Source organism: Falsirhodobacter sp. alg1 (assembly GCF_000739715.2).
GTDB lineage: Bacteria > Pseudomonadota > Alphaproteobacteria > Rhodobacterales > Rhodobacteraceae > Falsirhodobacter.
Genome location: NZ_BBJC02000001.1, coordinates 225,665 through 239,020, shown reverse-complemented (window position 1 = coordinate 239,020; position 13,356 = coordinate 225,665). Strand labels below are relative to the sequence as shown.

At 61.5% G+C, this 13,356-nt stretch carries 6 protein-coding genes; 2 read left to right on the top strand and 4 right to left on the bottom strand.

Translation table 11 applies throughout. The features are described from left to right. The first annotated feature begins 132 nt into the window (after nt 1-132). A complete protein-coding gene (locus tag TR36_RS16400) occupies nt 133-3,483 on the top strand; it encodes a calcium-binding protein (RefSeq protein WP_062762132.1) in 3,351 nt (1,116 codons plus the stop codon). 60 nt (nt 3,484-3,543) lie between these two features. Here the strand turns inward: TR36_RS16400 and TR36_RS01125 are convergent, their stop codons facing one another. Continuing rightward, nucleotides 3,544-4,719: a nucleotide sugar dehydrogenase gene (locus TR36_RS01125; protein WP_062762130.1), complete on the bottom strand. Its 1,176-nt coding sequence runs from the start codon at nt 4,717-4,719 to the stop codon at nt 3,544-3,546. A 148-nt stretch (nt 4,720-4,867) separates the two neighbouring features. On the opposite strand from TR36_RS01125, the gene TR36_RS01120 reads away from it, so the two are divergent. After that, a complete protein-coding gene (locus tag TR36_RS01120; RefSeq protein WP_062762127.1) occupies nt 4,868-7,291 on the top strand; it encodes a glycosyltransferase in 2,424 nt (807 codons plus the stop codon). Here the strand turns inward: TR36_RS01120 and TR36_RS01115 are convergent, their stop codons facing one another. The 3 genes from TR36_RS01115 to TR36_RS01105 form a co-directional block, all read right to left on the bottom strand. Further along, the gene (locus TR36_RS01115; RefSeq protein WP_045388321.1) at nt 7,292-8,689 is read right to left on the bottom strand and encodes a glycosyltransferase; all 1,398 of its coding nucleotides are present in this window, start codon (nt 8,687-8,689) and stop codon (nt 7,292-7,294) included. After that, complete coding sequence (locus TR36_RS01110) at nt 8,676-12,134, bottom strand: glycosyltransferase family A protein (RefSeq protein WP_062762124.1); 3,459 nt, start codon at nt 12,132-12,134, stop codon at nt 8,676-8,678. Before TR36_RS01110 ends, TR36_RS01115 begins: the two co-directional genes overlap by 14 nt. Before the next feature lie 432 nt (nt 12,135-12,566). After that, the gene (locus tag TR36_RS01105; protein WP_045388326.1) at nt 12,567-13,337 is read right to left on the bottom strand and encodes a transporter substrate-binding domain-containing protein; all 771 of its coding nucleotides are present in this window, start codon (nt 13,335-13,337) and stop codon (nt 12,567-12,569) included. Nucleotides 13,338-13,356: the final 19 nt, after the last annotated feature.

Here is a 13,356-nt window from a genome sequence, read left to right as displayed (position 1 = left end):
TTCCACGCAGATTTCTTTGTCTAATATTTAAGATGAATTCTGCATAATTTCCCTTCTTAACGGGCGCGACGGCGAAGCGCCCGTTAAGATTCGGCATGACACATTCCGGCTTCCTGTGCGGAAGGGTGCGACATGTCCGGTCTGATCTATCAAACGACATTTACAGGGGGCAAAGGCGCGATCCTGACCGGCATTACCGACCTGGATATCCGGACCAGCGGGGGCACCAGTACGCTTTATGCCACAACCCGCGGGGGCGGCGGCCTGACGGCCATGACCCTGACCGGCACGGGGCTACAGACAAAGGATTACGCCCTGCACCGCTTCGACGCGGCGGCCGGTGCCACCCCTTCGGCCGAAATCGTGGGTAACCGGATCTATATCAGCGGGCTGGCCGGGGGGGCCATCGAATCCTTTGCGCTGGAGGGGGACGGCGGCATAGGGGGCTATACCCGGATCGGCACGGATTTTTCTGCGGCCACCGGCGTGACCGCCATGACAAGCCTGACCGTCGGTGGAACGGTATTCGCCTATACGGCCCATAAGAATTCCGCTGCGATCAACATACAGACCCTGTCAGACAGCAGGTTGGGCACCACTGTCCAAAGGGTCACGGATTTTGATGCACCGGCGACAGGGGCATCGGATATCGGCGGCATGACGATGGCCCGCTCCGGCTCTACCAATTTCCTGATAACAACCAGCCTTGCCGAAGACCGCGTCACGGCATGGGCCATCAGCAGTCGCGGAACATTGACTGAAAAAGGCAGTGTCGGGGGCGACGAGGGGCTGGGGCTGGGCGATCCGTCGATCGTCCGCGCGACATCCATCGGCGGGGCCAGCTATGTTCTGGTCGGCTCTACCGGCTCCTCATCCATCTCTGTTCTGTCACTGAGCGGCGGCGGGGCCTTGCGTGCCACTGACCATGTGATCGACGGCCTGGAGACACGCTTTTCCGCCCTGACGGCAATGACCACGGTCACGGTCGGCGGGCGGGTCTATGTCATGGCGGGGGGCGCGGATGACGGCGTCAGCCTCATGACGCTTCTGCCCGATGGCACACTGCTGCATCTGGCCACGATAGAGGATACGACAGGCCGAACGCTGGCGGGCATCACGGCACTGGCGGCCACATCCAGCGGCAGTGGCCTTCGCATCTTTGCAGCAAGCGGACAGGAAAACGGAATTGCCGAACTACGCTATGCCCTGCCCGACGGCCGCACCCTGACCGGCAACGACCGCGCAGATACGCTGACAGGCGGCACCGGCGCCGACCTGCTGTATGGCGGGGCCGGCAACGACAGCCTGTCGGGAATGGCTGGCAACGACATCCTGATCGACGGGGCCGGCAGTGATGTGCTGCGCGGCGGCGCAGGGGCCGATGTGTTCATCATGAGCAAGGACGGCGAGCGTGACGTGATCCTCGATTTCGACAAGGCGTCGGATCGACTGGATCTTTCGCGATGGCCGATGTTCCGCAGCGCGCTGCAGCTGGAGATCAAAACCACCACGAACGGTGCAATCTTACGGTTCGGCGACGAGGAACTGGAAATCCGCACGGCCGACGGCAAACCCCTGACCGCAACCCAGATCCGCAATCTGGACCTGTCCGATCCGATGTCCCACATCCCCCTTCAATCGACAAATGGCACAAGCGGTCGGGATCTGATTCAGGCCGGGCAGGCAAATGATTATCTGCGGGGCTATACCGGCAGCGATACACTGGATGGCGGGCTGGGTGCCGATACGCTGGACGGCGGCAACGGTGATGACTGGGCCAGCTACGAACGGGCGAAAACCGGCGTAGAGGTCAACCTGCGAAATCCCCAATCCAATACGGGAGAGGCTGCGGGCGATGTCTATATCTCCATCGAGAATATACGTGGCACGGATTACGCCGACCGCATTCAAGGCAATACCGGCAGCAACATCATTCTGGGCGGCGCGGGGAATGACTTTCTTGTGGGGGATGACGGCGACGACACCCTGATGGGCGAAGATGGCGATGACCGCCTTATCGGCGGAGCGGGCGCGGATGTGCTGGACGGTGGCGACGGCAGGGATGTGGTGGATTACCGCGATTCAAGCTCTGGTCTTATCATCGACATGCGAACCCCAAGCCGCAACACGGGGGATGCAAAGGGAGATCTGTTCATCTCGATCGAGGATATCATGGCCAGCGAAGAACGCGATGTGGTGTTCGGCAATGATATTGCCAATCAGATATATGGGCAGGGTGGAAACGACCTTTTACGCGGCTTTGGCGGTGATGATACGCTGGACGGCGGCGCCGGCAACGATACCTTGATCGGCGGGGCCGGAGCAGACTTTCTGGTGGGCGGTGATGGCAAGGACATGGTCAATTACGTCGATTCCCCCATTGGGCTGGTGATTGATCTTGCCCGCCCCGGGACCAATACCGGCATCGCCGCCGGAGACGTTTACATCAGCATAGAAAATGTTGTCGGCTCCAAGAAAGGGGACATGATCTTTGGCAACAAAGAAGCCAACATGCTGAATGGCGGAAATGGAAACGATACGCTTGAAGGGCGGCAGGGCAACGATACGATGCTGGGCGGCAACGGAAACGACTGGTTCATGGGGGGCAGCGGGGCAGACCTTATGAATGGCGGCAAAGGCCGTGATACCATCGACTACAGCCATTCGGGATCCGGCATGCGCATCGACATGCTGAATACGGCAACGTCAAGCGGTTTGGCCAAGGGGGACAAGCTGATCTCAGTCGAAGATCTGATCGGCTCAAAATTCACCGATTTCATACTGGGGACTGCAGGCAGCAACCGGATTGATGGCGGGACGGGAAACGACACCATAGAGGGTCGGGCCGGCAATGATACCTTGTACGGCGGCATCGGCAAAGACTGGTTGAAAGGCCAGAACGGTAATGACGTCCTGTTCGGCGGCCTAGGGAACGATACGCTCTCGGGGGGGGCGGGCCGTGATGTCCTCAACGGCGGGCTGGGCTCCGATACCGCTGATTACAGCGATGCATCACACGGACTTACGGCAGATCTCCAGACCAGTAAAAAGAATACCGGATTTGCAGCCGGTGATACTTATTCCTCGATTGAAAATCTGACGGGAAGCAAGTTCAACGATACGCTGCGCGGCAACCAGAATGCCAATACGATCATTGGCGGCACCGGAAATGACAAACTATTCGGTGCAGACGGAGCAGACAAACTACAAGGTGGTGCCGGCAATGATACGCTGACCGGCGGCGCGGGGGCGGACCGCTTTATCTTCAATTCCGGCCACGACCGGATCACAGATTTTCAGGATGGTATCGACACGCTCTATATCGCGCGCAGCGTTGCCGGAGGGCGAAGCCTGAAGGCCATCATCAATGAGGCGCAGGTAGAGGATGGGCACCTTGTGCTCAGCTTCGGCAAGAAACACTCCATCATAATCGACGGGCTGCATGATCCGGTGCAGCTGGTGGACGATATGGTGTTTCTCTGAAACATGCGGAACGGCCGGGTGCAGTCTGCGCGTCCGGCCATTCCTGATTCATTCCGGCAATCAGTCCGCGCCGAACAGATCGCGGGTAAATACCTTTTCGGCCACATCGCCCAGCTCCGGCGCGGCACGATTGGCCACGATCACGTCGCACTCGGACTTGAACCGCTCCAGATCCCGCTCCACTGCCGAACCGAAGAATTCGTCCTCTTCCAGCGCGGGTTCATAGACCACGATCTCCACGCCCTTGGCCTTGATCCGCTTCATGATGCCCTGAACCGAGCTTTGACGGAAATTATCCGATCCGGCCTTCATCACCAGACGGTAGATCCCGACGCGGGCAGGCGCCCGGGCCAGAATGGTGTCCGCGATGTAATCCTTACGGGTGCGGTTTGCGTCCACGATCGCGCGGATCAGGTTTTGCGGCACTTCGGAATAATTGGCCAGAAGCTGCTTGGAGTCCTTGGGCAGGCAATATCCGCCATATCCGAAGGACGGGTTATTGTAATGCCCGCCAATCCGGGGGTCGAGGCTGATGCCGTCGATGATCTGGCGCGTCTTCAGATCACGGCTCATGGCGTAACTGTCCAGCTCGTTGAAAAACGCTACGCGCATCGCAAGATAGGTGTTGGCAAACAGCTTGATGGCCTCGGCTTCCGACGGGTCGGTAAACAGGATCTGCACATCCTTTTCGACCGCACCTTCCAGCAGCAGGTTGGCAAAAATCCTTGCCCGCTCCGATTGTTCGCCCACGATGATCCGCGAGGGGTGCAGGTTGTCGTGCAGCGCACGACCTTCACGCAGGAATTCTGGGCTGAAGATGACCTGTTTCGTGCCCAGTAGTGCCGAAAGCTCTTGGGTGTAGCCGACAGGGATCGTCGATTTGATGACGATCGTCGCATTCGGTTCGGCTGCAATCACGGCACGCACAACCGTTTCGACCGAACTGCAGTCAAAGAAGTTGGTGACCGGATCGTAGTTGGTAGGCGTTGCGACAATGACGAATTCGGCCCCCTTGAAGGCCGCGGCGGCATCCGTTGTTGCTGTCAGATCCAGATCACGTGTCGCCAGATAGGATTCCAGATCGGCATCCACGATCGGGCATTCGCGGCGCTGCACCATCGCCACGCGCTTTGCATCCAGATCCACTGCCACAACGTGGTTGTGCTGCGCCAGAAGAACGGCGTTCGAAAGGCCGACATATCCGATACCGGCAACTGCAATTTTCCGTTTTTCCATCCGCCTGCCCTCGCGATTACGTCTGCCGTATCTGGCTGACGAGAGGGGTATTTGCAACCCTGCGCCAATCCCCCTCGGCGGCTTCCGCCGGATGGACTTCGCCCCTTGCGGGCATTACATCGGCAAAGGGTGATGATGAGGTGACGACGTGAGATATCTGGGCGTATTTCGCCGTGTTTTTGGCCGATACGCGCTGCGTCATCTGGATATCTCGCAACCCGGCTTTGCGCTGCAGGATGCGTCGGGTACCGCCCTGGGCGAGGTCGAGCATCTGGCCTTTCGTGCCGGTCAGTTGCACGTATCCGGATGGAGCACGGCCCGCGCGGTAACCCTGTCATCGCCCGAAGGCGCACGGGCCGCCATGCGGCCTGCAGCGGGGGCCGACAGCACCCGGCCCAGGTTCCACCTGCAGGTTCCGGCCTACCGTCTGGCCGGATCACTTCGTCTGGCATTTGCAGGTCAACCCGATACGGTTATCGACTTGCCGGAACCGGGCGTTCTGCGCCGCCGTCATGCGCAGGCCCGCATGATGCCCGGCTTTACCCTGCGGATGGCACTTGCCACCCCCGATATCCTGCGGTGGCGCTTTGCCCGCGACGCAGCAGCGCGGGCGCGGGTGAAAACCGCACTTGGTCTGGACACGCACCCCCCGGTCCTGCCCCTGCAGGCCGAAGCGTTGGAGTGCCCGCCCCACCCCGCACCGGCAGAAGATGCGCGCGTGACCATCATCCTGCCCGTCTACAATGCGTTCGATCTGCTCCCCGAGGTGCTGGACCGCGTGGTCCGCAATACGGATCTGCCGTGGCGGCTGATCGTGATCGAGGATTGCTCGACCGATGCCGCTGTACGCCCCTTCCTGCAGGACTGGGCCAAGGGGCGCGAGGCTGTGAGCCTGATCGAAAACGAAACCAATCTCGGCTTTATCGGCAGCGTGAATCGCGCGTTTGCCATCGCGCGGGGCTTCGGGGATCCGGTGGTGCTGCTGAATTCCGACGCCTTCGTGCCACAGGGTTGGGCCTCCCGTCTGCTGCGGCCGCTGGGGGATGCAGGGATCGCATCGGTTACGCCAATGTCGAATGATGCCGAAATCTTTTCCACCCCCGCGCTATGTGTCCGCACCCCCCTGCGCGCGGGCGAGGGCGACCGGATCGACCGGATCGCCCGGGCACTTGGCGCAACCGAGCCTGTCGAGGCCCCGACAGGTGTCGGCTTTTGCATGGCCATCGCACCGGCCATGCTGGAACGGATTCCGGATTTCGATACCGTCTTCGGGCGCGGCTACGGTGAAGAGGTCGATTGGTGCCAGAAAGCCCGCGCGGCAGGCGGGCGGCATGTGGGCATTGCCGACCTGTTCGTCGAACATCGCGGCGGCGAAAGCTTCGGCTCGGATGCCAAGCGCGCATTGGTACTGGCCAACAACGCCATCGTGGCCGACCGCTATCCGGGTTATGATCTGGAAGTGCAACGCTTTATCCAGAATGACCCGATGCTGACCACACGGCTGGCGCTGGCCATCGGCTTTGTTGCCGCACGTGCCGCAGGCGCGCCGGTGCCTGTCCATCTGGCCCATACCCTGGGGGGCGGCTCCGAGATGTATCTGCAGCGCCGGATAGAGGCCGAGATTGCCGAAACCGGCGGCGCAGTCATCCTGCGGGTCGGTGGTGCCCTTCGCTGGCGCATCGAGGTGCGGACCGCCTCGGGGCTGGTAGAGGGGATGACAGATGATATCGCCCTGATCCACAGGCTGCTGGCACCGCTGGACCGCCGCCGCGTAGTATACGGCTGCGGTGTGGGGGATACGGACCCTCTGGCCCTGCCCGCGTTGCTCTGTACCCTCGCCCCCTCTCCGACAGATGAAGTGGAGGTCCTGTTTCACGATTTCTATCCGCTTTCGCCCTCATACACGCTGCTGGATGCGGACGGGCGTTATCGCGGGGCCCCGGATGGGGAAACCAGCACCGATCGCGCCCATCAGGCGAAACGCGCTGATGGCACCCTCATTCCCCTGTCGGAATGGCAGGCCGCGTGGAAGGTGTTGATCGACCGGGCGACCCGTATCACCGTCTTTTCCGAGGACAGCCGCGCCTTGGTGGCCGCGGTCTGGCCCGATGCAGACCTGACGGTGAAACCGCATGCCCTGCTTTCGGTCCCCCGCCCCTGCCCCCCGGCCGGGCAAACCATTGCGGTACTGGGCAACACCGGCGCGCAAAAAGGGGCAGCGGTACTGGTAGATCTGGCAAAGCGCATGCCCCAGCAGCGGATCGTGGTATTGGGGCATGTGGACCCGGCATTCGTCCTGCCGCCGTCCGTGACGGTTCACGGCACCTATCGGCATGAGGAAATTCCCGCTTTGGTAGAGCGATACGGTATTGGCCGCTGGCTGATACCCTCCATCTGGCCCGAGACATTCTCCTTTGCCACGCATGAGGCTTTGGTAACCGGCCTGCCGGTCTATTGCTTCGCCTTGGGCGCACAGGCCGAAGCGGTTGCCGCTGCGCCCAATGGGCATGTCGTGCCCTTTGCGGCGGATGACGATATGGCGGCCCGCCTGCAGGCCGCCCTGCAGGGATGATCAGCTGGCCCGTTCGATCATCTCTATGATCTGCGCGGCACGATGGTCAAAGGTATGTGCGCCCAGAACGATACGGCGCGCCTCTGCCGCGCGGGCCAGCCATTGGCCCGGATGCGCCAGGCAGTCCTCGATCCCGGCGGCAAAGGCATCAATGTCATCCGCAGTGCTGATGGTATCGCCGAACACCTTTTCCAGCCCCGCCACACTGTCGGTCAGGATCGGCGTGCCCGTTCCGCTGCCGTCAAACAGCCGGTTCGACAAGAAGCCGTTGGTCCGCATGCTGTCCCAATGATCGTTCAGCAGCACCAGATGCGACGCATAGAACTGCGGCAGATCCGCATTGGCGATGCTGGGGGCCCGCACCAGTGCAGGATCGACCACACCATCCCAACCACCGCCATACAGCTCCAACGGTAGCCGCCGCTGAATGCACCAGCGCACCATCGTCCGGTATTCACGGCGGGAATTGCCAACGAACAGACTGGCCGGAATACGCGGCATTTCAGGCTGCTTGCCGAACAGGACCGCATCGGTTGCCTGATGCAACGTGCTGGCATGCGCGACGCCCTGCGATTGCAAACGGGCGGCATAGATATCGGACGCCACCGCCACGTGGTCGTAATCGTCGAACTCCCCCGTCTCGATCCGGTCGGGGTGGGAGATCAGCCACATGAGGTTGATATCATCAGGGTTGGTGACATAGCGGATGCGCCCGCGCAGAACCAATGCGATATCCTGATCCTCGGGGCGGGAATACCATGCATCATGGGTATCCACGCTGGCCCGTTGGCCCAGTCGTTCCATCGCCACACGCAACGAATTGGCAAAGTGATAGTCCCCCCACATCGGGGCTTCCTTGAGGTTCGGCGTCGCAATCTTGATACGCAGCGTCCGCGCAGCCTTGCGTGCGGCACGGACGGGGGCCTTGCGCCCCTTGCCCGCAGCAATCGGGCCGCCCGCCAGCAGATAATCGGAACCCGCAATGCCGATATGGACCGCAATCGGCCCATCTTCGATCTGCGGCAGGATCAGGCGAAAACGGCCTTCGTCATCCGCGCAGGCATAGGCCAGGATATTCGGACCGGAAAAAGCAACCACCGCCACAGGCCGATCCGGATTCTGCAGGTCCTGCGCCACCCCGGTGACAATGCGACCCGCCACATGCCCGATCTGCCCGGACCATCCCCCCTGCCGAATGGTGACCGGTGAATGGCTTTCGGTATCCAACCCGAGGGTGATGGTTTCATTATCCGGCGTCTGAACCGAAGCCCGCCCGCCGGCGGAGGCAACAACAGCACCGTCCAGCGTCAGCCGTACATCCGTGCCCGCCGCATCGAACAGGATCAGGCCGTTGTGCAGGACGGGAACGATGCGCGGAGCCTGCTTACCCCTCGACATGCTGCACCTCGGGGAAGGATTCACGTTCGGTCTGGGCAAAGACGAAGGCTGCCACGCGCTCTCGTGTCAGCTGCGGATGCAGCGCGATGCGCCACGCCTTTTCTGCCGCATTCGCAAGGCGGTCCTTGTCGGCCCCGTTCAGGATCTTGCTGATCTTGTCGCCAATCCATGCCGGTTCGGGCCGGAGGATACGGAAGGCACACTTCGCCTCGATCAGATCATCGGCCATGGGGCCGGAAACCAGCGCCACCGGTACACTGCGGCCCTGCACTGCCGAGACCAATGCAAAGAGTTCGGGGGCGATGGTATCGATGGGCACAGCCACTGCCACTGCACGGGCCGCAGCCTGGGCAAGGCGCAGCCCTTCGGCCTCGGACAGACGCTCGGGCCGGGCGCCGCTGACGGGGAACAGCGACCATGCCGCGCCACCCTGAACAGGTGGAACAAGGATCGGCATGTCGAATGCCTTTGCCGTCTTGGCAATATCCGAAAGCCGGTCAGGATCCTCCGGAATCAGCAGCAGCGGTGCCGGATCCGCCGGCGCTGCGGGCGCCGGACCGAAGCCCAATGTTCCGATATGAAAGCGCTGCCGACCATCCGTCAGGGACAGGCCGTCCCGTGCCGTATCGGGGCTGAACAGCTGCGTGGCGGGCAGCGCCTCACGAAGCGCCGCAAGCATTTCCGCCCCGAATCCGATACAGACCATGGGCCCTTGGGTGACGGCATCCGGCAGTGCATAGGCCCAGGTATGCACCTCTTCCACTGTGTGCAATTTCGTCGGCTCATACTGCACATCGTCGGGCAACCACCCGGGCCGGCTGTCGGCACAAAGCGTGACCGAGGCGACCGGCGTTGCATGCCGTGCAAAATCAGCCGCCAAACCCGTAGATGCCGCCCCGGGGGCTGCCAGAACAGTCAGGGACGCACGCCCCGCCCAATCGATCGCAAGGCGGACATGGCCGTCATCCAGACGGGCAATGGTCTTGCGGTTCACGAAATCCTGCGCGCCCGAATTCAGGAACAGATGCGTCACCTGCCCCCATGCCACGTTACGGCGATAATAGACCAGCGCATGATTCACGAATACCGGCTGGAATACCGAGGTATAGCGCAGCATCAGGTCCCAATCCTGCAGCCGTGGCAGCGTGGGATCGAACCCGCCCAGCCAGTCATAGACATGGCGGTGATGCACGATCGTGTTCAGATCCATGAAATTGCGCGCCGACAATTGCACCGGGCGGAAGGATGGACGCGTGATAGAGGCAAGCTCCACCCGCGATCCGACGGTTTCCGTATCCAGAAACGCAGAGTAGGCAATGGCACGGCCGGGGTTTTCCAGCAGCCGCCGCACCATCACGTCCAGAAAGATCGGGTGCCACAGGTTGTCGCTGTCAAGATAGGCGATGATATCGCCGGTGGCGAACCGAAGCCCCTTGTTGCGCGTTTCGGCGCCGTTCGATTTGGCAAAGGGCATATAGCGGATACGCGGATCGGTAAACTGGCGGACAACCTCCGCCGTCTTGTCCTCGCTGGCGTCATCGCAGATCAACAGCTCGAAATTGTCATAGGTCTGATCGAGTGCGCTCTGGATGGCATCCGCGATGGTATGCGCGCGGTTGAAGGTCGGCATGATGATGCTGACCTTCGGACGGTGGGCAAGGCGCGTCCCGTCCAGCCACTGCCGGGCTGCCATTTCATCCTCGCGCAGCAGTGCGGTCTGTTCGGCATCGATATCAAGGCGCGTCATCCATGCCTGATAGACGCTGTCCACTGCGCGTTGTTGCCATGTAGGGGGCGGCAACGGCGGATCATCCGCCACAGCCCGTGGTACAAAGCCCGTGGGCGCATCAAAACCGGACATGTCCGGTACGGTATTGAGAACACCCAGATGCAGATGGACCGCCAGGGCCGTCGGAACCTGCCCTGCCGCAATCGCATCGGCAAGGGCGGGATAGGCACGACGCACGCCATCCTCATCAAACAGCGGGGATGGCGAATGGCCCAGCGCGGCACCGCTGCGGGCATAATCTGCCAAAGCCTCGGCATGGGGGACGTCATCGCGGCCCATATACGTCAGGCCATACCATCGTGCATCGAACAGGGCGTTTGGCGGCAGGGCCGGATCACAGAATTCGGCAAAACGGGCGCGCGCCCCTTCGATCAGCGCGGGGTCGGCCAATGTACGGGCCGAAATCTCCCGCCCCGGATCGGCCACGCTGTCGTCGATGCGGCGCAGGCCATCCGCCTCTATCGCCCACTCGCCCAGAAGCGTACCATCATCGGGCGCACGAACCACGATGCGCTGTGCCCCCCGCGGTACGGGAAAGGACAGTGTGTTGAATGCCCGCAAATCATCGCTGGCCCGCGCAGGAGAGGACAGGAACGGCAAATTCGCTCCGTCGATCTCGATGTGCGCGGCAGGGGTCAGCGGTGCGCCGGTATGGTCGGTCATACGGGCGTGAAACCGCCGCCCGATCAGCTGCACATCCCGAAGCAGGGCATGGGGCTGCGCCTCGGTCCGGAAGGAGATGGGGCTACCATCCAGCGGAATGCCCGAGAACGGATGCGTAACATGCGCGGTGTGCCAGTTTCCATCCATCAAGGATGGCGGAATGGCTACCTCGAACCCGCCGCTTGGCGCACCAAGGCCGGGAATGGGCAGTGCAGCGGTCAGGGTTTCGATATCACCGTCATCAAACTGCAGGTTGAATGCGTCCGAAGGGCGGACCCAGCCGCCGATGGCGCTGGTCTTGGGTAGGAAGAAGGCCACGCCCTCGGCATGGCTGTTCAGAACACCCTCGCCACCTGAAATGACCGCACCGGATTCATTTTCCACGACCTGCACCTTATGCGGCTTACCATCGAAAATGGTTCGCGGCAGGGCAAATCGGAACCCGCAATGCAGCGGCGCCTGCCTCGAACGGGCCACATCCTTCCGCTCCATATCCGCGGCAGCGGTCAGAACCGGCTCGCCATCCACCAGCAGGCAGACATCCATGATGCGACCGGATTTTTCAGGATCCGCAAGCCATCCGGACACGTCGGAAGGCCCGAGCCGTTCGACCATGCCACTGTTCGAGGGCGCCTTGCCCCGCCGAACGCCGCCCATGGCTACACCCGAACCGGGGCTTCCGGCCAAGGGGCTACCATCGGCAAAACGGATGACAACACGCCCCGCAGCGCCCGACGGCAGGGGCAGATCAAAGCCGCACTCCCGGCGCGGAAAACCGGCCGCGGCCACGTCGCTCCGCTCCAGCTCGGCGGTAAAGGTCTTTCTGACGGCACCATCGATCACCAACTGCAGGACAGCAGGCTCTTCAGGTTTGCGACGGTCGATCGCCCATCCCAGGATACGGCCATCCTCCACCCGCTCCACGCGGCCCACCAGCCCTTTGCGGCGGGCCAAGGCTGTGCGCAAAGTTGCCAGAATCTCGTGTTTGGACATTGCCATGACCCTTCATGCGGCCCCGCACACCGGGCGGACCTGTTCCGTAGATATGTCGGTCGTCGATCAGATCGAACCATTTCTTCTGCCCACAAGACCAGTAATGCCCTGTATGTGGAAAGATATATTCCGGCAGGATGTATTGCCGATCCTTGCTCGCGTAAATACGGACGTTCATGGAAATGAGCGGAAACCACGCCTTTCAACCAACCGGCAGGCATCGCCATGAAGGGGCCGACCAAGGGGAAAAGGCGCATTTCCATAACCGCCCTTCGTACTGGCGGTATGCGATATTCGGCACATCATGACAAAACAGGCCTGCATGGACATTCCGGCCCGTAGGCAGGTGTCCGGCCTCAAAAACCATGAAAAAACCGCGCAGCCATAAGCTGCGCGGTATGTTTGCAGAACAACATCTTTTTCGCGGCAATATTACCGCGAGGTCAGATCATCCGGCAGATCCCGATGATGGAATTCGCTGAACAGTTCGCGCAATGAACCATCGGCAAAATGCGTCTTGATCCAGTCGTTTGTCCAGGCCTCCAGTTCGGGGTTGCCCTTGGCCATCCCGATCCCGAGGTTGGTTTCTTTCTGGACGAACTTTACCTCGATCGGCGTTCCGCCGCGCTTGGCATTGATACCGGCCAGAACGGTCGGCTGGCTGGACAGGATATCGACCTGCCCGGATATGACGGCGGTGATCAGGGTGGCATCATCCTCGAACCGCATGATATCCACACCCGTGGCATTTGCGGCCAGATCCTGATCATTCGTGGTGGCACGCGTCACGCCGACACGTTTACCCGTCAGATCGGCATAGTTCTTGATGTCGACATCCTCGGGGGCGGCCACGATGATTGCCAGCGTTGCATAGGGCACCGAGAAATCGATGGCCTTCTTACGCTCGTCCGTGATGCCCAGCGAGGATACCACCAGATCTGCCTTACCCGTCTGAACGGTCGGCACACGGGCGGCATTCGTGATCTCGATCAGTTCCAGATCCACCCCCAGATCTGCCGCGATCCGGCGGGCGGTTTCCACATCCGAACCGGTGGAGTGCATGGAACTGTCGATATAGGAATATTGTGGAATACCCATCGCCACGGCGATGCGGATTTTTCCGGCGGCCTTGATATCCGCCAGGTCGGCATGCGCCGCCCCTGCACAAAGCGCGAAGGCCGCGACCAGTGTCATAAGCCTCATCGTAATCTCCTCCCAAAGA